18 protein-coding genes are annotated in these 20,842 nt (G+C 45.4%); 8 read left to right on the top strand and 10 right to left on the bottom strand.

What is annotated here, in order from left to right; genetic code table 11:
* Positions 1-403 precede the first annotated feature (403 nt).
* The 3 genes from ACXAGP_RS02585 to ACXAGP_RS02575 form a co-directional block, all read right to left on the bottom strand.
* Positions 404-748, bottom strand: a complete 345-nt coding sequence (locus ACXAGP_RS02585; protein ID WP_475259330.1) for a VOC family protein — start codon at positions 746-748, stop codon at positions 404-406.
* Between the two features lie 122 nt (positions 749-870).
* Positions 871-1,236, bottom strand: coding sequence for a hypothetical protein (locus ACXAGP_RS02580; RefSeq protein WP_475259328.1), 366 nt, complete (start codon positions 1,234-1,236; stop codon positions 871-873).
* A gap of 796 nt (positions 1,237-2,032) precedes the next feature.
* Positions 2,033-4,066: an FAD-dependent oxidoreductase gene (locus ACXAGP_RS02575; protein ID WP_475259326.1), complete on the bottom strand. Its 2,034-nt coding sequence runs from the start codon at positions 4,064-4,066 to the stop codon at positions 2,033-2,035.
* A 138-nt stretch (positions 4,067-4,204) separates the two neighbouring features.
* Here ACXAGP_RS02575 and ACXAGP_RS02570 point away from each other — a divergent pair, with 138 nt between their 5' ends.
* Positions 4,205-4,828: a TetR/AcrR family transcriptional regulator gene (locus tag ACXAGP_RS02570; RefSeq protein WP_475259324.1), complete on the top strand. Its 624-nt coding sequence runs from the start codon at positions 4,205-4,207 to the stop codon at positions 4,826-4,828.
* 91 nt (positions 4,829-4,919) lie between these two features.
* Positions 4,920-5,561, top strand: a complete 642-nt coding sequence (locus ACXAGP_RS02565) for a sulfotransferase family 2 domain-containing protein (RefSeq protein WP_475259323.1) — start codon at positions 4,920-4,922, stop codon at positions 5,559-5,561.
* 13 nt (positions 5,562-5,574) lie between these two features.
* On the opposite strand, the gene ACXAGP_RS02560 is transcribed toward ACXAGP_RS02565, so the two are convergent.
* The 5 genes from ACXAGP_RS02560 to ACXAGP_RS02540 all read right to left on the bottom strand — a co-directional run bounded on the left by ACXAGP_RS02560 (position 5,575) and on the right by ACXAGP_RS02540 (position 10,488).
* Entirely contained in the window at positions 5,575-5,928 is a 354-nt protein-coding gene (locus tag ACXAGP_RS02560) for a hypothetical protein (RefSeq protein WP_475259322.1), read from the bottom strand.
* Between the two features lie 131 nt (positions 5,929-6,059).
* Positions 6,060-6,554, bottom strand: a complete 495-nt coding sequence (locus ACXAGP_RS02555) for a hypothetical protein (RefSeq protein WP_475259321.1) — start codon at positions 6,552-6,554, stop codon at positions 6,060-6,062.
* Positions 6,555-6,690: 136 nt separating this feature from the next.
* Positions 6,691-6,921 carry a DUF3820 family protein gene (locus ACXAGP_RS02550; protein ID WP_475259320.1) on the bottom strand — a complete coding sequence of 77 codons (231 nt, stop codon included), beginning with the start codon at positions 6,919-6,921 and terminating at the stop codon, positions 6,691-6,693.
* Between the two features lie 3 nt (positions 6,922-6,924).
* Positions 6,925-8,727 (bottom strand): ABCB family ABC transporter ATP-binding protein/permease, encoded by a 1,803-nt coding sequence (locus tag ACXAGP_RS02545; protein WP_475259319.1) that lies wholly within the window; start codon positions 8,725-8,727, stop codon positions 6,925-6,927.
* A 135-nt stretch (positions 8,728-8,862) separates the two neighbouring features.
* Positions 8,863-10,488 carry a response regulator gene (locus ACXAGP_RS02540; protein WP_475259318.1) on the bottom strand — a complete coding sequence of 542 codons (1,626 nt, stop codon included), beginning with the start codon at positions 10,486-10,488 and terminating at the stop codon, positions 8,863-8,865.
* 329 nt (positions 10,489-10,817) lie between these two features.
* Between ACXAGP_RS02540 and ACXAGP_RS02535 the strand changes: the two genes are divergently transcribed.
* The gene (locus tag ACXAGP_RS02535) at positions 10,818-12,881 is read left to right on the top strand and encodes a TonB-dependent receptor (RefSeq protein ID WP_475259317.1); all 2,064 of its coding nucleotides are present in this window, start codon (positions 10,818-10,820) and stop codon (positions 12,879-12,881) included.
* A 60-nt stretch (positions 12,882-12,941) separates the two neighbouring features.
* On the opposite strand, the gene ACXAGP_RS02530 is transcribed toward ACXAGP_RS02535, so the two are convergent.
* Positions 12,942-13,397 carry a MarR family winged helix-turn-helix transcriptional regulator gene (locus ACXAGP_RS02530; protein ID WP_475259315.1) on the bottom strand — a complete coding sequence of 152 codons (456 nt, stop codon included), beginning with the start codon at positions 13,395-13,397 and terminating at the stop codon, positions 12,942-12,944.
* A 153-nt stretch (positions 13,398-13,550) separates the two neighbouring features.
* On the opposite strand from ACXAGP_RS02530, the gene hppD reads away from it, so the two are divergent.
* From hppD to ACXAGP_RS02515, 3 genes are read left to right on the top strand one after another with little or no spacing between them, the layout of a single operon-like run.
* Complete coding sequence (gene hppD / locus ACXAGP_RS02525; RefSeq protein WP_475259313.1) at positions 13,551-14,645, top strand: 4-hydroxyphenylpyruvate dioxygenase; 1,095 nt, start codon at positions 13,551-13,553, stop codon at positions 14,643-14,645.
* Positions 14,645-15,199: a VOC family protein gene (locus tag ACXAGP_RS02520; protein WP_475259312.1), complete on the top strand. Its 555-nt coding sequence runs from the start codon at positions 14,645-14,647 to the stop codon at positions 15,197-15,199. The genes hppD and ACXAGP_RS02520 overlap by 1 nt, the downstream gene beginning before the upstream one ends.
* Positions 15,199-16,206 carry a fumarylacetoacetate hydrolase family protein gene (locus ACXAGP_RS02515; protein ID WP_475259311.1) on the top strand — a complete coding sequence of 336 codons (1,008 nt, stop codon included), beginning with the start codon at positions 15,199-15,201 and terminating at the stop codon, positions 16,204-16,206. Before ACXAGP_RS02520 ends, ACXAGP_RS02515 begins: the two co-directional genes overlap by 1 nt.
* 64 nt (positions 16,207-16,270) lie before the next feature.
* On the opposite strand, the gene ACXAGP_RS02510 is transcribed toward ACXAGP_RS02515, so the two are convergent.
* Positions 16,271-17,578 (bottom strand): ABC transporter substrate-binding protein, encoded by a 1,308-nt coding sequence (locus ACXAGP_RS02510; RefSeq protein WP_475259310.1) that lies wholly within the window; start codon positions 17,576-17,578, stop codon positions 16,271-16,273.
* A 563-nt stretch (positions 17,579-18,141) separates the two neighbouring features.
* Between ACXAGP_RS02510 and ACXAGP_RS02505 the strand changes: the two genes are divergently transcribed.
* The gene (locus ACXAGP_RS02505; RefSeq protein WP_475259506.1) at positions 18,142-18,609 is read left to right on the top strand and encodes a (2Fe-2S)-binding protein; all 468 of its coding nucleotides are present in this window, start codon (positions 18,142-18,144) and stop codon (positions 18,607-18,609) included.
* Positions 18,609-20,786 (top strand): xanthine dehydrogenase family protein molybdopterin-binding subunit, encoded by a 2,178-nt coding sequence (locus tag ACXAGP_RS02500; RefSeq protein WP_475259308.1) that lies wholly within the window; start codon positions 18,609-18,611, stop codon positions 20,784-20,786. The genes ACXAGP_RS02505 and ACXAGP_RS02500 overlap by 1 nt, the downstream gene beginning before the upstream one ends.
* Positions 20,787-20,842 lie beyond the last annotated feature (56 nt).

Raw genomic sequence — 20,842 nt, 5'->3', positions numbered from 1 at the left:
ACTACCTTTCATCCTATTCTGCTTTGTTTCTATTTTTAATTACTGTCCTAAAACTGAAAAAAGTGAAGAACGGAGATAGGATGTAAAAGGCCAATAGCGCGTCAAGAGCAATTAATGGATAGATTAATTCAGCTTGTCCATATGAGCCACAAAACTCCCAATGAAGAATTGAAATGCAATCATATACGGAGGTAGACCAAACGTACGCTGTTATACCCAAAAGCGCAGTAAGTATCAGTAAACTCCGCAACATTTTTAAGTAAAGCTTTCGGCTTGGTTTTACTTTCAATGCTTCCATTCCTGTGGGTACTAACGTCGTAAATAAATGGCAAATGCTTGCTGGCTATACTTGCCGAGGCACGAGGCTAGCCAGAGAGTATTTGTCCGTGTTTGATTTGCCTTGTTAGTTGCCCAACTGGGTAATATGCAATAGTTCACCTACTGGCCCCCACAAAAAAAACACTTTGCCCCATGACTCCTGTTGAACCCCGGTTATTTTGGTTTTGTATTTTGAGTTAGAACATATCTTAAAAGCTTCGTTGATATCTGAAACGCAAATTTGGAGCATGAAATTTTTAGCTAATTCTTCGTTGTAAAAGCGTTGAAGAAAGAAAAGACAATCTCCTTTTTCGAAGAGCGTAATGTCATCTGTTACATACTCCGAATTAAAACCAATTTCTGAATAAAATGACTTTGATATTTCGTAATCCTTACTTGGGATAAAGGCCTTTACATCTATTACGTCCATATCATTTTCCAAAGGCAACTAACGCTCCAATATGGGGCGCACAAATGCTTGGCTAAAATTGGCGACGAAGGAGCGCAAGCCAAGCGTTTTGCGTCCTTGCCATAATTGGCTTGTTAGCTGACTTAGCTATTATCTCTTCGAAATGTACTAGGGCCAAACTCACAGAAAGTAACAATCCATAGACCATAATCATCATTATCTAACGTGAAGGCCATTTCCCAATTACGGTTTATTTCTGGAAATTCTCCACTAAAGTTCACATGGTCAAGCTTCCAAGTTCCACCTTTATCTTCTTTTATCCAATAATTAAGTAAATCTGTAGCTCTGGAAACTATAGATTGATCATTTAACGCATTTTTCGCAAAGTCTAGCCACTCTTGATGAGGCTTGTTTAAAGCGTTTGGTATGTATACTTCTTGACCGTTTGAACTTTTCGCAATCCAAATATTTTCGTTCGGATAAAACTCTAAATTGTCCCAATTTATCAAATCTACTTCCTAGTCAGCTAACAATTTAATAGTGCGCAAATTGCGCGTTTTTCTGCCGAGCGTGCGCTCGTTTTCATTCATAGTGCCATCAATATCAAATTTCTAAAAGCCACAAATTATAATGACTGTAAGCGACAAGCTCCTAATAACGTTCAACACAAAAACGCGCGATTGGGTCGTTTTCCTGACTATGGGAGCAAACGGTTGTTTGAAATGTTCAAACAGAAATTTTTTTATGACCGCTAATGGCACAAATCGGTCCCCTGTAACTCACCAATTGAACGTCAGCAAAATGGTTCAAGTTACCGTTGACCAAGATTTTTTTAATGCTCTTTGGGAATTTAGTTAAATCATGCCCCGTCGTTAGTTCGAAGTTCGGGTATTTCTGGCCCTTTCGCGAGATAAGCTGAGAGAGCAGACCAAACCTGAAGATTGGCAACAGGGATGTTTGTAGGTTCGAGTTTACTCGGACACAGATGGTTGAATATCAAAGCGTTGTTGAGCTAGTCTATTTTTGCTCCCTGCAAAATAGACATTTACGCCATCCATGGCGCTCAAGCACGACCTACAAGGCTTATGTTGTCTAGCGCCAGGGCCATAGTGGGTTGAAGGGGAGCTCCCCTTCGAAGAAAAAAGATTAGAGTGTTGTGTAATAACACCACGCTTCTACAAATAGGACTCATTCAATATGTGATATACGTTGTGAGCCGACAATGAGCTTTTAATCTCATATGTCAGCTCAGGTTGGACTCAATTGTCTAATTAAGTCAGTTCGTATACGAGCCACTAAAGATTATTACAAAGCTGCTGCACATCGCGTACCTTGGTCAATAGCGCGTTTAGCATCTAATTCTGAAGCCACATCAGCACCACCGATCAATTGCCAGGGTTTATTGAGGTCGTTAGTTAATGCTCTTAATGGCTCCTGACCGGCGCAGATAATGACATGGTCCACGTTTAGAATTTGTGGCTCGCCTGCGACTGAAATATGTAAACCATCATCATCAATTTTGTGGTACTGACAATCGGCAAGCATGTTAACGCCTTTTTTCATCAATCCCGCTTTATGCACCCAACCACTGGTTTTACCCAGGTTTGCTCCTACCTTGCTGCTCTTTCGCTGCAGCAGAAATACTTCTCTTGGCGATTCTGAAAGGCGTGGTCTGACGCCTTCGATGCCACCACGCGCTTGCATTGTCATGTCCACTCCCCATTCCTGCATAAAGCCTGAGATATTCTGGCTGGTGGGCTCTCCTGAATGGGTTAGATATTCGCTGATATCAAAACCAATGCCACCGGCTCCAATCACTGCAACGCGACGCCCCACGGATTTTTTGTTTTTTAGCACGTCGATGTAACTCAATACTTTTTCATGCTCAATTCCGGGGATATCCGGGGTGCGAGGTTTGATACCTGTGGCCAGCAATACTTCATCAAAATCACTGTTGTTGAGTAAATCGGCATCAACGGTGGTATTGAGCTTCAATTCAACGCCTGTTTTTTCCAGCTGTACGGAAAAATAACGCAGGGTTTCATAAAACTCTTCTTTGCCGGGGATTTGCTTGGCCAGATTAAATTGGCCACCAATTTCGCTGGCAGCATCAAACAGGGTGACTTTGTGGCCTCGTTTGGCTGCAGTTGTGGCTGCGGCCAGTCCCGCAGGGCCTGCACCTACCACCGCGATTTTTTTCGGTGTTTCGGCGGCTGATAGATCGATTTCGGTTTCATGGCAGGCAAGGGGGTTGACCAGGCAACTGGCGATTTTGCCTTCAAACACGTGATCAAGACAGGCCTGGTTACAGCCAATACAGGTGTTGATCTCTTCCGGCTTACCTTGCTCTGCTTTGATGATAAAATCCGGATCTGCCAGAAACGGTCTCGCCATCGATACCATATCAGCATCACCACGGGCCAGCACTTGCTCTGCCACATCGGGGGTATTGATTCGATTGGAAGTGATCACCGGGATGGTTAGATGCTCACGATATTTAGCTGTAACCCAAGTAAAAGCTGCGCGAGGCACTTTGGTGACTATGGTAGGAATTCGAGCTTCGTGCCATCCGATACCGGTATTAATGATGGTGGCACCGGCTTTTTCGATTTCTTTACCTAGCATAACGACTTCGTCGAAGGTGGAACCACCCTCCACCAAATCCAGCATCGAAAGGCGATAGATAATAATAAATTGTTCACCTACCGCGGCTCTAACCTTGCGCACCACTTCTAACGGTAACTTGATACGGTTTTGGTATTCGCCGCCCCAATCATCATCCCGCTGGTTAGTGCGTGCAGCAATAAACTGATTCAGAAAGTAACCTTCCGAGCCCATGATTTCTACACCATCGTAACCCGCTTTTTGTGCCTGTGTCGCAGCAAAAATAAAATCATCGATTTGCTTCTCAATACCTTGTTCATCCAGTTCCTTTGGTGTGTATTTATTGATGGGAGCGCGTATTGCAGAAGGAGCCACTAGATTTTCATTAAATGCGTAACGGCCAGTGTGCAGTATTTGCATGCATATCTTGCCGCCTTCGGCATGCACGGCATCAGTAATGTGCTTGTGTTGCGCTACTGCTTTATCATTATCGAGTAGTTTGCAAATCGGGTGTGTCGAACCCTCAGCGTTGGGCCCGATACCGCCAGTGACAATCAGCCCTACGCCACCCTTGGCTCGAGCCGCAAAATACTGAGCCATGCGCACATGACCACCAGGTACTTCCTCCAAACCGGTATGCATCGAACCCATCAGCACACGGTTCTTAAGCTGGGTGAAACCCAAATCTAACGGTTGAAACAAATGTGGATAATGCGCGTTCTGTGCGATTTGCATGATTCTCTCCGGTAATTAATCGGTCTTAAAAAAGGTCTGCCAGTACCAACTAGACACTGTCAAGATTGGTTTAGTTTAGCCTTGATGTTGACGGTGTCAAGATTTGTTTTTTGTGCTTTCTGTGTTTTAATGCCAGCCATGAATACAAAAACGATAGAACGCAGTCCCGACCTTAAAAAGCAATACCATCATGGTGATTTGCGCAATAAGTTGGTTCAGGCAGCCACTGATATGCTGGTGGAATCTGGCATCGAGGGCTTGAGCTTACGCAAATTGGCTGACAGAGTAGGGGTGTCCAGGACTGCTCCTTATCATCATTTCAAGGATAAAAATGCGCTGCTCTGTGCCATTGCGCAGTCGGGGTTTTTGCGCTGGCAATCTGTACTTGAAGGCATTTTGGAAAAGCCCGGTCTGAGCGAAGCTGAAAAGTACCGAGCAATGGTAAAAGCCTATTTGCAGTACGCTACTGAAAGCCCCGAAATCTATGAATTAATGTTTGGCCGAACTATCTGGAAATCAGAGAGTGCCACTCCTGATCTTAAATCCGTGGCGTATCCCTGTTTTCAGAATCACGTGGAGTTGGTGCGTCGTTGGCAGGCTGGAGGTGTTTTAGCGGCTAATGAGGATAGCCTGCGGCTTGCTCAAGTCAGCTGGGCTACTATGCATGGTTTGTCAAGGTTACTCATTGATGGCGTTTATGCCGATGTGGCTCATCTGGATGACATGTGCGATTGTTTAATCAATAGTTTTATTAAAAAATGAACAAAGTTAGCTTGCTGACAATCAGCTTGTTTAACTTGTAATCAAACTATGGTTTAAATACACAAAGCAAGCCAATTGCCAGGGAGCCGGTGTGTACTTATCAAGACGACGCAATTTTTTATTCTGTCATGTTCCCAGGACAGGGGGCACCTCATTATTTGAGCACATCAGCAGCCACGTTTCGGACGCTGAGCGGGTATTCTTGCAACACTTGTCTATGAGAGAAGCGAGAACCTTACTCGGAGTTGATTTTGATGGCTTGTTCAAGTTTGCTTTTGTGCGAAACCCATGGGAGAGGCTGGTTTCCTGTTACGCACTTACGGCGCTCACTAATGTGGCATTTGACATTAACAGTAAAGAGTTGCAATTCTTCCCAGACGCTCCCCACTGGCAAAGGTTTGATCAGTTTTTGGAGGAAGCCTGCCTGAAAAAAGTAGATAGGTTCCGCGGTGACTGGTTGAATTTTAGTCAGTGGCAGCAACTAACTGATGAAGATGGCAATTTGCTGGTGGAAGAAATAGGGCGCTTCGAAAGTTATCAGCAAGATGCAGAACGGTTTCTTTTTAAAGTGGATGTGATGCAGCCATTTAACGTTAGCACGAATGGCTCTAAACATCTTCATTACAGCGAATACTACTCTGACTTCAGTAGGGAGCTGGTTGCTGACGTATTTGCCGATGATATTGTTAATTTTGGTTACCAGTTTGAGAAACACCAGGCTGTTTCAATGTAAATACTTTCGCAAACTAAAGGACGGCCTCAATACTGGTATTACCGCAGGCATCGTCGTCGATCGCTTGTTGCCGTTCTTCCTCGGTAAGAATGCCCACAAAGGGGGTTTGGCGTCGCAAATTGTTCATTCTGGGGGTGTCGGCAAGTACACCTTCGCGAAAGGTTTGATGGTCGTCGATATTGTCCATCAAGCATATCCAGGTAAGATAAGCCCCGTGGCGAAGGCGGCCTTGTTTATATCTGTCTTCTATGGTGTCAACAACATGACCGCGCAGTTCAGGAACGGCGATAAGCTTTTCTACCATGGCTTTGTGAATAGCGAGTATCTGCCGGTCTACAAACTTTTCTTTCAGCCCTGATTTTCTCAAGGCATAGGGTTTTTTAGCTTTTTGGGGTCTTCTTGAATGGGCAAACACAACGAGTAATACAAATCAACTTGATACTGTTTAAATATACAGCTCTTTATGGGCTTGTCCAGTAATATAGCATTTGGTATTCGTTATTCGCTCATACCAATATCTTTAACAAAGCCAGTGGTTTCAATTTCTTTTATACCCTTTTCATTGAAATAAAGATCAATTGAGCCTTGCTTACCTTTGAAAAAATAGCTGATGTCATTAATGGTCAGCACATAATCTCCCACTGAACGTTTTGGTGATAACACCTTTTTCTCCAGTACAATAGAGTGCTTATCCAACAGCCATTCAAACTCGGTAAAGTAGGCGGGGGCGAATTCCTGAACATACACCAGGTTATCCTTGTTCAGACTGAGCCAGATGGAATACTTTTCAGGCAGTTGCGACACTTCCATTTCTTGCTTGCCTGCAGTAAAGGCAAAACCATAATCAGATTGTGTGAAAGAAAAACCAAAGTTTAACGGGGTTTCGGTTCCAGTGGGAAAGCGGATTACACCACTTCCAGGAAGATTAAAGTCAGCCTGGCTGGATAAACTTGTCATGGCGAGTAATGTCGCGAGTACCATTTTTTTGAACATATTCTTCCTCATCATCAAGCGCATGACCTGGCGTCATGGTAATGATCACAAGTTAAGCACAGTTTTTTACGGTATGTTAGTTAAAAACAGTGAAGCTTTGTGAAGGTTAAAAAACTGAACAGCAACGCAATGCAGGTTATTCGCGTTCCTTAAGCAATGGCATCAACATATTCTCAAGGCCATTGAGTTTTATTTCGTACATTAAAGCCAGCTGTTTTCCTAACTTTCCCTCGGGGAATCCTTTGTCGTTGAACCACACAAGATAGGGCTCGGGTAATTTGAGTAATGGGTAACCTGCGTATTTTCCAAAAGGCATTTTGGTATTGATGGTTTCCAACAATTCCTGTTGATTTAGCTGTTCAAGCATGGCTTATTCCGCTGTATCTGTTTTTTGTTCTTTTTGCTGTGCCTGCCAAAGGGCGTGATAAACGCCTTGTTTGGCTAGCAACTGTTGATGGTTGCCACTTTCTTTTAACTCTCCGCTTTCAATCACCAGGATTTGATCGGCATCGATAATGGTGGACAGTCGATGGGCAATGACGATGCTGGTGTGACCTTCCGCAATTTCGCCAAACGCTTGCAAAATTGCCCGTTCAGATTGGCTATCCAGAGATGAAGTGGCTTCGTCAAAAAGTAATATGGGCGGGCGCTTTAAAATGGTTCGAGCAATGGCAACGCGTTGTTTTTCACCGCCGGAAAGTTTCAGGCCACGTTCACCCACTTTGGTATCCCAACCGTCAGGTAAGTTATCGATAAACTGGGTTAAATGCGCCATTTCCAGCGCTTGTCGAACTTCATCGTCATTAGCATCAGTGCGGCCATAGCGCACATTTTCTAAAATACTGTCGTTAAATAGTACGGTGTCTTGCGGCACTATGCCGATGTGTTTGCGCAATGAATCCTGAGATACGGATGCGATATCTTGGCCGTCAATGCTGATACAGCCAGAGGTAACATCATAAAATCTGAATAGCAGTTTGATAAGAGTCGATTTACCCGAGCCGCTTGGGCCAACAATGGCAACCTTTTCACCGGGTTGAATAGTAAAGCTGACATCTTTAAGAATCGGCCTGTCGCTGTGATAATGAAAATTCACCTTATCAAATACGATTTTTCCTGACGATACTGACATCGGGACAGCACTTTTGTGGTCTTCCACCTGAGGCTGTTTTTTGAGTAGGCCGAACATGTTCTCGATATTTGCCAGTGAGCCGCGTATTTCCCGGTAAACAAAACCCAAGAAATTAAGCGGCATAAATATCTGCATGGTGATGGCGTTGATAAGCACAAAATCACCTATGGTCATATTGCCTTGCGCCACGTTCCAGGCCGCCATTGCCATCATGGCTGTCATGGCACTGGAGATAATAAACGCCTGGCCGCCATTTAAAGCAAATAATGACAGGCGGTTTTTGCGTCTGGCGCTTTCCCATTCTGCTAAGTCTTTGTCATAGCGATTGGCTTCATAGGATTCGTTATTAAAATACTTAACGGTTTCGTAATTAAGCAGGCTGTCTATGGCTCTGGAGTTAGTTGAGGAGTCCGCTTGATTCATTTCTTTAACGTAGCGGGTGCGCCAGTCGGTGGCTTTCATGGAAAACAGCACATAAGTAACCACTGAACCGAGAATGATAGCGGCAAACTCAAAACCATATTGTACAAATAAGACACCAACCACTGCTAAGATCTCAAACAAAGTGGGTACGATGTTGAACACCATAAAACGCATCAAGAACCCGATGCCAGAAGTGCCGCGCTCTATGTCTCTGGACAAGCCCCCGGTTTGGCGATTGATATGAAAATCGAGATCCAAGGCATGCAAGTGCTGAAATACTTTTAACCCAACCCGGCGCATGGCGCGTTCCGTTACCCGGCCAAACAGGGTGTCCCTGATTTCGCCAAACAACACGGTGGAAAGGCGCAAAACACCATAAGCCACTACCAGCGCCATGGTGGCTGCAAGTATTTGGGTGGTGGTATCGTCAGTATTTAATCCGTCTACCGTGTGTTTGAGTACAAACGGCAAGCCAATGTTAGCCAGTTTAGCCGCAATCAGGCATAGCAGAGCCAAAAATACCCGACTTTTGAACTCGGTCAAATAAGGCCAGAGTTGCAGTAGAACACGCCAGTTAATGTCAGTATTTTCGTCAACAGGGAAGCGATTGCGGCGCATTAAGAGTTCCGTGGGTAAGTCAATTGCAAGCGGCTAAGTGTAAGTTGGGCAGGAAGTTCAGTTCAAGAAAAACTTATCACAACCTTGCCTTATTAGATGAGAGTTTTTGGTATTACGTGGCGCTGAGAGTCGCGTTCACGACATATCAGATAGGTAGGACTTTACCTTCAGGTAGCGCTCTTTTTGCTCGCCAGATAGCTCGCCGTTTTCAATGGTGTAGATGCACTTTTTCATCATGGCCTTGTCGCTTTTTGCCAGATTACTGGATTGCGCCTTCATGCTCAGAGTTTGCAACAGGTTTAATGCAATAGAGGTGTTTTTAGGCATCAAACTGAAGGCTTTACCGAATACATCCATGGCGTTTTCGGTGTCGCCGCGCTGATAGAAACCCACAGCTTTATTGTTGAGTTCTTTAGGGGTTAACAGGATATCTTCTTTTTGCTGCTTTTCTTTCATTAAATACTGCGCATGCAGAGAGTTTGCCCCGTCTTTTTGCATAGCTTTATTGGCAATATGGGTAATGATTTCTGCACTTTCTTTGTGCATACCAACAGCGTGTAAGGCTTTAGCTCGGTCTAATAAGTCATCCTCTGAATGAGACTGCCAGTTTTCATCATGGATTAGTTTTAACAACTCCTTTGCACCGCTCTCATCATTTTGCAGTTGCAGGATTCTGGCATTACACACATCTAATTGGGCCTGTACTTCACCACCTTGCGCAATTTCCGCAAAATGAGTGAGGTAATCGTTGGCCTCCTGAGTGAGATTAACTGTTTCTTCCTCTTCGGTGGTCATGGCGTAATCAATGCCAGCTCGAGCTACATTGAGGTAAATATCAGGTTTATCATGCATTGAGTTTTTGGCGTACTTAATAATCTTTTTGCTGGTTTCAAACAGGGTTTTATGATCATTAGTAAGCCGAGATAGGTCTACGGTTTGCTGATGGCGATGTAAATTTCTGGGAGATACTTCTGAGGCCACCACAGAGCTCTCCAATGCCATATCAAAGTCTTGCTGATGGATTTGCAATTCGGTGAGCATATCGTAAGCCAATAACTGGCTGTCGGGCTTTAACGCCAAACGCAGGATGAGCTTTTCGGCTTCATCGACTTTATTGGCTTTCAACAAGGACTTAACTAATCCCATTTGCGCCCACGAGTAGGGTTGAACGTCCACTATCGCTTGATGGAAATCAATGGCGGTTTGGGTATCGTCAATAGCTAATAAGATTTCACCCTTGGTCTTGAGCGCCGTTGGAAAGTAATCGGCGTGAGCGGTATCGGCAAGAAATTCGTTAACAGACTCCAGCGCGCTATTGTATTTTTTATTCTGCATGTAGCGATAAATTGTGCGCAGCGCTCTTTTGCGGGATAAAGCGCGAGTCAGCCTTTTGTCTAAGTCTTTTATGGTAAAAGGCTTGGCGATAAAATCATCAGGCTGCAATTCAAGGATACTATGAATAAGTTCTTTGCTGGTATCGGCGCTAACAAAAACGAAGGTGGTCAAAAGCGACAACATGTTTCGGCGCTTGAGATCGTCGTACAGAAAATAACCGTCTTTTTCCTTGCGAAATTCATAGGCGCAGACGATCAGGTCGTATATGCGGGTATTGATCAAATCCATCGCAGTTTGCACCCGATCCGCAATGGTGATGTCGTGAAAGCCGAGTTTTTCCAGTGGATACTTGATGTAGCCAATAGCCAGTTCCTGATCGTCTATGACCAGCACTTTTGATTTCGCAGCTAAGGCTTTATCTACCATGATTTATTGAGATCCGGGGCAAGTATGCAACTTTGTATCGACCATATGGTTTTTATCATGAATTTGCAGAAATACAAGTTTCGCTGTATTGGATGTGTAAAACCTCACCAAAAAAGCCTCAAATAGGGGGTTAATCATTGCCGAGATATTCATACTGCTAAGAGTTGGGCTGTAAAGATAAGATTCAAATATGCAAAGAAATCTTGGTGATATTGGCAAAATGGCATTATGTCTGCGATTGCCAACGCAAATAGTTTGTCAATTGGCTTTGTGATTGAATTGACAATCAGTATCATACGCGCCAAATATTATTGACTTCAGGCGTTATCGTGAATTTGAGATTTTCCCCCGTATTTCTGGCTCTTTTTAGTTGTTGTTCCTTTCCGTCTTTTGCTCATGACCCATTACTTGAGCAAATTGAAGTGCGAGGTCATCGTTCTAACCTGGTCGGAGAGGCAATATCAGCTTCACAGGGCGAGGTTTCCGCGGAGGAATTGGCCCTGAGACCCATCAGTCGCTCGGGGGATGTGCTTGAGATTGTACCCGGCCTTGTTGCTACCCAGCACAGCGGTAACGGCAAAGCCAATCAGTATTTTATTCGTGGTTTTAATTTAGATCACGGCACTGACTTTGCCACTTATGTCGACGGCATGCCAGTTAACATGCGCAGCCATGGGCATGGTCAAGGGTACGCAGATATCAATTTTATTATTCCCGAAACCTTAAATCGCATCAGCTATAAGAAAGGCAGTTACTACGCTGATCTGGGAGATTTCTCGGGTACTGGAGGAGCACAACTTGAGACCACAGAAGCCATTGAGTATCCGGCAATCCAGTTAACCCTCGGTGAGTTTGGTTATCAGCGTGCTTTGGCAACGGGAAGTGTCAGCAATGGGGTCGGTAGCTGGTTGTATGCTGCGGAGCATCAACGTTACGATGGCCCCTGGTCTGATATTGATGAGCAAGTGAACAAAACCAATGTGTGGTTAAAGCACCTGTGGGAAGATGCCAATAGTCATTATGCATTTACTTTTATGGGCTACGACAATAGCTGGAATAGTGCCGATCAAATCCCGGAGCGAGCTGTAGAGCAGGGGCTGATAGATCAATTTGGTTCAATTGATAACAGTGTTGGAGGAGAGTCCAGTCGCTACAGTCTCTCTTTCGACTGGCATACGACTCTGGGAGAGGGCGTACTCGACAGTACGTTTTACGCAATTGCTTATGATATGGACCTTTGGTCAAACTTTTCATACTTCACATCAGGCCCGCAAGGCGATCAGTTTCAACAGGTTGATGACCGCGCTATTTATGGCTGGGATATCAATTATCTGTTCAGCAGTGAATGGGCCGGAAAAACGGTAGTTAACAAGATCGGTAGCCAATTGCGGGTTGACGATATCAGTGAAGTGGGTTTGTTCTCCACGACAGAGCGCAGCCCCAATGGCGCCTTGCGATTAGATGCCGTTGAACAGTCAAGCACCAGTTTGTGGTGGCAATCAGAAGTTTACTGGCGGGATAACTTACGCACTATTTTGGGCCTAAGATACGACTATTTTGATTTTGATGTGCAACCACTTGATGCCGCTGACGTGGGTTCATTGGCGCAAAATGGCGGTAGCGCATCGGACGACATTGTTACCCCGTCTTTGAGTTTGATTTACAACGCGTCAGACAATCTTGAGTTTTACGCCAGTGTCGGCGAGGGCTTTCACTCCAACGACGCCCGAGGTACGACTATTCGTGTTTCTCCTCTTGATGGTGAGCCTTTAGATGCCGTGGACCCGCTAGTTTCCACCTTGGGCTACGAACTTGGAGGGCGTTTGTTTATCAATGACAAATTAAATGCCTCATTGGCTTTGTGGACGTTAGAAATCGACTCTGAATTACTCTTTGTCGGTGATGAAGGCACCACGGAAGATACCGGTGTTGCCAGTACGCGTAAGGGTTTTGAACTGGCGGCGTACTATTACCCCACAAGCAATTTGGCACTGGATGTGGAGCTGGCAATAACCGATGCCAAGTTGGACGAAGCGGTTGAGGGGTATCGCGATATCCCGGGCGCTCTGGAACAGGTAATCAGCGGCGGTATTACGTTGCAAATAAGTGACGATCTTGCTGGTCAAATTCGCGTGCGTCACTTCGGAGATTATGCCCTGGATGGTGGTAATCGGGCAGACAGCAGTACGATTGTTAATATGCGTCTTGCCTATGATTTAAGCGCAAATTGGGCGTTTAAGCTAGATGTGCTGAATCTGTTTGATTCCAAAGACCGAGACATAGAATATTTTTACGAATCGCAACTTGCCATGGAGACGATGCCGGTAGCCGACAAGCATTTTCACGTGTTTGAACCCAGGGCTATTCGCGCCACAGTCGCCTGGTATTATTGATGGTGTCCAAGGCAGCCTTTGTGCTGCTTTGGTAATGTGACCGTCTTTGTTGCTTTGGGCTTATAATCCTTCCGCATGGTGATAAAGTCGGTCTAACAGGTCGCTAAATTGTTGACGCTCTGCATCTGATAAACAGGCCAGAATTTGTTTTTCGTGTTGATAGGACAGTGGCACAATTTCTTTGTACACGGCTGCCCCCGTTTCTGATAACACTATCTCGGAGCGGCGCTTATCATCTTCGGCGATACTGCGCTCAATCAGATTGCGCTTTAAGAGCTTTGCAATAGCGCGGCTTAAGATGGATTTTTCAATTTGCGTTTTAGCTGATATTTCGTCTGCAGAAATACCTGGATACTCTCCCAAAACCGCCATAATTCGCCATTCTGTAATGGATAGCGCGAACTTGTCCTTGTAGGTTTGGGCCACCAGGCTACTGATCTTATTCGACAGAATCGACAGTCGATAGGGCAGGTAGCGTTCCAGTTTTAAAATGGATGACTCTGGCAATTTAGCCATACAGTTGTGCTCGCAGTGATATCCGAATAAATTCAGTCTACCTTGACATTAGTTGTAGTTACAACTAAATTGGTTGCAATTACAACTAAGTTGGCGTTTGTTGGTCTACACTACAAATGACTTAACTTCCAGAAATCAACGTGGAGAAGTGAAATGGCGGATTTATTTGAGAATCCAATGGGTTTAGACGGGTTTGAATTTGTTGAATTTACTGCACCAGAGCGCGGTATTTTGGAGCCAGTATTTGAATCAATGGGATTCAGTAAAGTGGCTGTTCACAAGTCTAAGCAAGTAGAACTGTGGCGCCAGGGCGACATTAACTTCATCACTAACTATGAGCCAAAGAGCCACGCCTTTTATTACGCTGAAGAGCACGGTCCTTCTGCGTGTGGCATGGCATTCCGCGTTAAAAATGCGCAAAAAGCTTACAGCCAAGCGCTTGAAAAAGGCGCTCAACCAGTAGAAGTTCACACAGGTCCAATGGAGCTGCGCTTACCTGCTATCAAAGGTATCGGTGGTGCAACTTTATACCTGATTGACCGCTATGAAGAAGGCTCAACCATTTACGACATCGATTTTGAGTGGCTTGAAGGCGTTGATCGTCATCCAGAAGGTTGTGGTTTCCATACACTGGATCACTTAACTCACAATGTATATCGCGGCCGCATGCAGTACTGGGCAGAATATTATGAAAATCTGTTTAACTTCCGCGAGATCCGCTACTTTGATATTAAGGGCGAATACACTGGCTTGACTTCAAAAGCCATGACCGCACCCGATGGTAAAATCCGTATTCCACTTAATGAAGAAGCTGGCGGTGGTGGTCAGATCGAAGAGTATCTGATGAAGTACAACGGCGAAGGAATTCAACACATTGCTTTTGCTTGTGACGACTTGTACGCTTGTTGGGATCGCCTGAAAAAGCAAGGCACTAAGTTTATGACTGCGCCTCCTGCGACGTATTACGAAATGCTGGAAGAGCGTTTGCCTGGCCATGGTGAGAACGTACCTGAGCTGCAATCTCGCGGTATTTTGCTGGACGGTACCACAGAAGGCGGTCAGCCGCGTTTGTTGCTGCAGATTTTCTCTGAAACCGTGTTAGGTCCGGTATTCTTTGAATTTATTCAGCGCAAACAAGACGAAGGTTTTGGTGAAGGTAACTTTAAAGCACTGTTCGAATCCATAGAGCGCGACCAGGTTAACCGCGGTGTGCTTAAAACCGACAAAAAAACTGAGGCAGCAGAATAATGTTGAAACGTATCCATCACGTCGCTTATCGCTGTAAAGATGCGAAAGAGACAGTAGAGTTTTATCAAAAACATCTGGATATGGATTTTCAGTTGGCGATTGCTGAAGACAATGTGCCTTCAACCGGTGCACCAGATCCATATATGCACGTGTTCCTGGATGCTGGCATGGGCAACGTATTGGCGTTTTTTGAGATCCCTAATTCACCTGAGATGGGGCGCGACGAAAATACACCGGCCTGGGTACAGCACATCGCCTTTGAAGTTGAAGATATGGATGCCTTGCTGGCGGCGAAGACCCGCCTTGAAGCAGCTGGCATTGACGTTTTAGGTCCGACGGATCACACGTTGTTCCAGTCTATCTATTTCTTCGATCCAAATGGTCATCGCATTGAGCTGGCGTGCAATACTGTTGAGCCAGGTATGCTTGAAGAACTCAAGCGCGTTGCACCAGCTATGATAGACGAATGGTCTAAAACCAAAAAAGCCCCCAAGCACGCTGAATGGCTGCATAATGGGGAAGGTTTTAAAGCACAACAGGGAGATAATGCCTGATGAAATTAGCAAGTTTAAAGCATGGTCGCGATGGCCAGCTCGTGGTGGTTAACTCAGCCTTAACTAAAATGACAAGTGCTGCTGAAATTGCACCTACCATGCAGGCTGCGTTGGACGATTGGGCCAATGTAGAGCCGCAGTTACAGTCACTGTATCTGCAATTAGAAAATGGTGAGATTGCGGGTGAAGCTTTCGACCAGACAAAATGTCACTCGCCTTTACCGCGCGCTTACCAGTGGGCGGACGGCAGTGCTTATGTTAACCACGTTGAACTGGTGCGCAAGGCACGTAATGCCGTTATGCCTGATAGTTTCTGGACAGATCCCTTGATGTACCAAGGGGGCTCAGATTCTTTTCTTGCGCCAACTGACAATATTGTAATGCCGCAAGCTGATGGCTTTGGTATCGACTTTGAGGCTGAAGTTGCGGTTATTACTGATGATGTGCCGATGGGCGTATCAGCTGAAGATGCCCTGAAACACATTAAACTCATCATGATTGTTAACGACGTTTCACTACGTGGTTTGATCCCGGGTGAGCTGGCTAAAGGCTTTGGCTTTTTCCAGTCTAAACCTTCCAGTGCCTTTGCACCGGTGTGCGTTACACCTGATCAGTTAGGTGACGCATGGCAAGATGGTAAAGTACATTTGCCATTAGTTTCTCACTACAACGGTGAAATGTTCGGTAAACCTGAAGCTGGTATCGATATGACGTTCCATTTTGGACAACTGGTTGCCCACGCAGCCAAAACCCGTCCGCTATGCGCAGGTTCTGTTATTGGTTCAGGTACGGTATCTAATAAACTGGATGGCGGCCCAGGCAAGCCAGTCAGTGAAGGTGGTGTTGGCTACAGCTGTATCGCTGAAATTCGCATGATCGAAACCATTCAGGACGGCAAACCGACAACCGCGTTTATGCAGTTTGGCGACACCATCCAGATTGAAATGTTCGACAAAGCGGGCCAATCAATTTTTGGCCAAATCAGCCAGAAGGTTGAACAGATTTAGTCCTAAACAGGACGAAAACTGGTAATTTGATAAGCCACTTTGGGCATCAGCTCAAAGTGGTTTTTTATTGCTCTTCGTTAAATAGCGCTTCAGCGAAACTTTTTTGTCTAGCGGCTTCCAGTTGTTTGGTAAGGCTTTGCAAATCAACAGGTGTCTTTATGGAGTTGATTAATATGTCGGCTACAGCGCTGGAGAAAATGCCAGGTGCTTCTCGATCAAAGTAATGCAAATAACCATGGCTGCTGTCAATTAGTGCTTTTCCTTGCTGGATAAATGGCCCGTTTCCTATTTCACTTTTGATATTTGGTGCTATTTTATCTACTTGTAAGTTGAATTTAGATTGTGTTTCAGCCTCCATCAAATAGGCGGCAAATTGTTTCACTGCTTGCTGTTGTAGCTCGCTTGCATTGCTTTTGTTTAGCACAACCACATCTAAGGGAACGTCTTCGAATATTAAGCTGTTGTTTTGGTATTGTGGAAAACGAAAAAATCCCAGTTTGTTATGTTGTTCTTTGGGCATTTTGGCCAGCGCAAAATTACCCATCAGTGTCATGGCGGTTAGTTCGCGATAGAGATAGGGCCAGCATTCTTGCCAGTTCAATCGCGATTTATTGTCAAACGCACCTGCGTTTACAAGTGTTAACCACCAGTTGAGCACCGTTTGCATGGACGGCTCATCAAAACTTGTTTTCCCTGAGAGCAGCGTCTTGTGTGATCCTAAACCATTGATTCTGAGATTGAGATAATCAAGCCAGGCGAGAATTGACCAAGGGCTTTCAGGGCAAAAGCTAAATGGAGTTATGCGTTGTTCTCGCAGGGTTTTAACTATTTGTAGTAACGCTGCCAGATTTTGTGGGACCTGCAATTGTAAGCGCTCAAATAGTGACCGGTTGTAGTATATTCCCCATTGATAGTAACTAAGGGGAATCGCAAAGCGTTGCTCCTTTGCTGTGACGGCTTCTAACGTGGAGCGGGAAAATACACTGTCTGCCGTTTCACGCAACCCCAGTTGATCCAAAGACCAGATGCGGTTGTTCTCATGCAACAACCTCAGTTGTTGCCCGGCATAAACCAGCATTACGTCAGCGGGGGCTTGGCCCTGTTTGATAAAATCTGCGATGGTTTGTTTAAAGGTGTCCGGTTTTTCTGTTACCAGTACGACTTTTATCTGTGGGTATTGGTTTTCGAAGTTGGCCACTAGCTCGAAATAGGCACGTTGCTGTATGGCTGAAGATGGATTAATGAGAAAACTAATGGACTCTTTGGCGTGCAGGGGGAAGCTGAAATAGAAGATGGAGAGACAGAGCAGTCGAATGACCAGCTCTAGTTTAATTTTCTGTGTATGAATCCTTTTAAGCCAAAACGTAAACAATTATCCAATCTCAAGTCGCCATCCTTTTGAATATGATAGCCTTAATCGATGAATTATCACGAAAATTTCTTAAATACTCTTGTGGAATTGGGCCTTCACAACGCTGCCAGAAATCAATGTCGCAACTCTCCAAAACTCGTGGGATAGTAAAGTAAACCCTGGCAAATATTCAGTACAAAAGGGATGTTTCCGGTTTAAAATTCTATGTTTTGCTTAATTTAACGCGTCCACATCATCCACCAATTGTTCAACATCTGAATTGAATGAAAAAATTTTGCCATTTATTTTGGAGATGAACTCTATTTACTTCGCCAAAATTGCTATTGCGGCGAAGTCTCAGGACACATTTTGCTGGTTGGGGTTGCTATTAATCTGGTCATAACACGAAGCTCTCTAACATTTTTACTCTTTTAATTGTCGGGTGCCTAATGGAATCTGTTTGATGCCTAATCCTACATGTAGCTCAATTTATATACAATTATGCTGCTGCACCGCTTGCCAAACAGGAAGCCTTTGCAATACTTTGAAGTCTTGTTGTGAGTAATTTTGATGCCGGAGAAATGATGATTGCATTTGAATTAAATGGTGAAAAGGTCACTTGGGAAGGCGACCCCAATATGCCGCTGTTGTGGTACGTACGAGATGAGCTAAATCTAACCGGCAGCAAATTTGGTTGTGGTGTAGCCATGTGTGGTGCCTGCACCATGCATTTGAATGGTGCACCTATCCGTTCCTGCTCTACACCGATTGCAGCCGCCAACGGCGGTACGATTACCACCATTGAAGGGCTCACTAGTGATGCATCCAAAGCGATTCAAACAGCCTGGCAAAAACTTGATGTAGTGCAGTGTGGTTATTGTCAGTCAGGTCAGGTGATGTCGGCAACGGCACTACTGGAAAACAATAAATCTCCCAGTAACGAAGATATTGATATGGCAATGCAAGGTAATGTTTGCCGATGTGCCACTTACCACCGCATTCGTGCGGCCATCCACGAGGCAGCAGAGTCGTTAGCCAAGGAGGTATCATAATGAGTATGGTTAGCCCAACAAAAGTGATCAACAAGGTGGCTCAAACCGAAGTAAGCCGTCGCCAGTTCATTAAAGTGTCTGCGCTTTCTGGTATGGGTTTTAGTATTGGATTTGGATTGCCTGAAGCTGCACATGCAGAAGCACAAAGCGCCAGCGAAATGGGCCACTTTGTTAAAATTGCCAAAGACAACAGTATTACCGTGGTCATTAAACATCTCGACAAGGGGCAGGGAGTCACTACCGGTTTGACGGCCATTGTTGCTGAAGAAATTGATGCTGACTGGTCGCAAATGCGCTGGGAGTTCGCACCCTCTGATCCGAATCGCTACAACAACCTGTTTTGGGGGCCTTATCAAGGCACTGGAGGCTCCACTTCTATTGCTAATTCATGGATGCAATTGCGTCAAGCTGGCGCAGCGGCAAAACACATGCTCATTAGTGCTGCTGCTAAGACCTGGGGAGTGGCAGAGTCCGATGTAAGCGCGCAAAAAGGGATGCTAACTGCCAGTGGAAAAAGCGCGACTTATGGTGAAATGGCCGAGGTTGCGGCATTAATTGCGCCGCCACAAGAGCCAAAGTTAAAGAAACCTGAAGAATTTACCCTCATCGGAACCTCTCTGCCACGCATTGACAGTAAAGAGAAAAGCACCGGCAAGGCGCAATACACGATTGATGTGAGGTTGCCGGGGATGCTGGTGGCGGCTATTGCCCGTCCCGAAAAGTTTGGCGCTACATTAAAGAGCGTTAACAGTGAAAAAGCCAAAGCTGTTGCTGGTGTGCAAGCCGTAGTAGAAACGCCTCGCGGGGTAGCCGTTCTGGCAAAAAATCATTGGGCTGCCCGTCAAGGGAAAGCGGCGCTGGTAACGCAGTGGGATGACAGCAAAGCGGAAAACCGCAGCTCAGCTGAACTCTGGTCTGATTTTAAAACGCTAGCAGAGAAGGAAGGCGCTATTGCCCGAAACGATGGCGACCTGGGCAGTGCATTTGCAGCCGCCAGTGAGACGCTGGAGATGGAGTTTGAATTTCCTTACCTTTCTCATGCCACGATGGAGCCCATGAATTGCGTAGTGGATTTGCAAAAAGACGCCTGTCATATTTATACCGGCTCTCAAATTCCAGGTATCGATCAATATGTGGCCTCCCAGGTGACTGGTGTGCCGGTGGAAAAAGTGTTCATCCATACCCAATTTGCCGGGGGCAGTTTTGGTCGCCGAGCGGTTCCAGATTCTGATTTTGTAATGGATGCAGTGGTGATTGCCAAGGCCATCAATGGGTCAGCCCCTGTGTGCTTGCAATGGTCCAGAGAAGACGACGTTAAAGGTGGACGTTATCGTCCCATGGCGTATCACAAGTTTAAAGCGGCCATTGATACCAATGGCGATATCACTGGCTGGCATCAGCGCCTGGTTTCGCAATCAATATTGCGAGGTACGCCGTTTGAAGGCCTTATCACCGGGCCCTTAGACTTTGCCCTTGTAGAGGGTGGGGCAAATTTGCCCTACCGTATTCCCAATTTTAAATTTGATGGCCATGAGGCCGAGGTTGGGGTGCCTGTTCTTTGGTGGCGTTCGGTAGGTCATAGCCATAACGCTTATGCAACTGAAGTGTTTTTTGACGAGGTTGCCCACAAGGCGGGTAAAGATCCTGGTAAATTACGACAAGAATTGCTTAAGGATCATCCACGCCATCTGGCGGTACTTAATAAAGTACTTGAGTCTTCAGGTTGGGGTAAATCTTTACCTGAAGACACGGGTCTTGGTATTGCTGTGCATGAGTCCTTTGCCAGTTTTGTGGCGCAAGTGGCTCAAGTTAAGGTTAATGCAGACAAAACCTTTAAAGTGGAGAAGGTTTGGTGTGCCGTCGACTGCGGAGTCGCGGTCACGCCAGACGTGGTGGTGGCACAGATGGAAGGGGGCATTGGCTATGGTTTGAGTGCCATATTAGGAGAGGCCATTACCCTTGATAAAGGAAAAGTGCAGCAAAATAATTTTTACGATTATGCGCCCCTGAGAATTAATCAAATGCCCGATATTGAAGTCTTTATCATTCCGTCTGCACAAGCCCCAACAGGAGTAGGAGAGCCGGGTACACCGCCAATCGGCCCTGCGGTGGCTAATGCCATTCGCAGCGTAACGGGTAAGCCTATAACTAAACTACCTATTGGACAGCGGGTTTAAACACATTTTCTTATCGAAAAACTGATTAGCTGAAGAAAAGTTACTCAGCTAATTTT

It is taken from the genome of Planctobacterium sp. AWM4_229, assembly GCF_056160305.1.
This window is presented reverse-complemented; position numbering and strand designations above follow the sequence as displayed.

What these genes read in the sequence shown, in the direction of transcription:
- ACXAGP_RS02585 (WP_475259330.1), bottom strand. Translation starts at nt 748, where the DNA reads ATGGACGTAATAGATGTAAAGGCCTTTATCCCAAGTAAGGATTACGAA.
- ACXAGP_RS02575 (WP_475259326.1), bottom strand. Translation starts at nt 4,066, where the DNA reads ATGCAAATCGCACAGAACGCGCATTATCCACATTTGTTTCAACCGTTA.
- ACXAGP_RS02570 (WP_475259324.1), top strand. Translation starts at nt 4,205, where the DNA reads ATGAATACAAAAACGATAGAACGCAGTCCCGACCTTAAAAAGCAATAC.
- ACXAGP_RS02555 (WP_475259321.1), bottom strand. Translation starts at nt 6,554, where the DNA reads ATGTTCAAAAAAATGGTACTCGCGACATTACTCGCCATGACAAGTTTA.
- ACXAGP_RS02550 (WP_475259320.1), bottom strand. Translation starts at nt 6,921, where the DNA reads ATGCTTGAACAGCTAAATCAACAGGAATTGTTGGAAACCATCAATACC.
- ACXAGP_RS02545 (WP_475259319.1), bottom strand. Translation starts at nt 8,727, where the DNA reads ATGCGCCGCAATCGCTTCCCTGTTGACGAAAATACTGACATTAACTGG.
- ACXAGP_RS02540 (WP_475259318.1), bottom strand. Translation starts at nt 10,488, where the DNA reads ATGGTAGATAAAGCCTTAGCTGCGAAATCAAAAGTGCTGGTCATAGAC.
- ACXAGP_RS02530 (WP_475259315.1), bottom strand. Translation starts at nt 13,397, where the DNA reads ATGGCTAAATTGCCAGAGTCATCCATTTTAAAACTGGAACGCTACCTG.
- hppD (WP_475259313.1), top strand. Translation starts at nt 13,551, where the DNA reads ATGGCGGATTTATTTGAGAATCCAATGGGTTTAGACGGGTTTGAATTT.
- ACXAGP_RS02520 (WP_475259312.1), top strand. Translation starts at nt 14,645, where the DNA reads ATGTTGAAACGTATCCATCACGTCGCTTATCGCTGTAAAGATGCGAAA.
- ACXAGP_RS02515 (WP_475259311.1), top strand. Translation starts at nt 15,199, where the DNA reads ATGAAATTAGCAAGTTTAAAGCATGGTCGCGATGGCCAGCTCGTGGTG.
- ACXAGP_RS02505 (WP_475259506.1), top strand. Translation starts at nt 18,142, where the DNA reads ATGATTGCATTTGAATTAAATGGTGAAAAGGTCACTTGGGAAGGCGAC.
- ACXAGP_RS02500 (WP_475259308.1), top strand. Translation starts at nt 18,609, where the DNA reads ATGAGTATGGTTAGCCCAACAAAAGTGATCAACAAGGTGGCTCAAACC.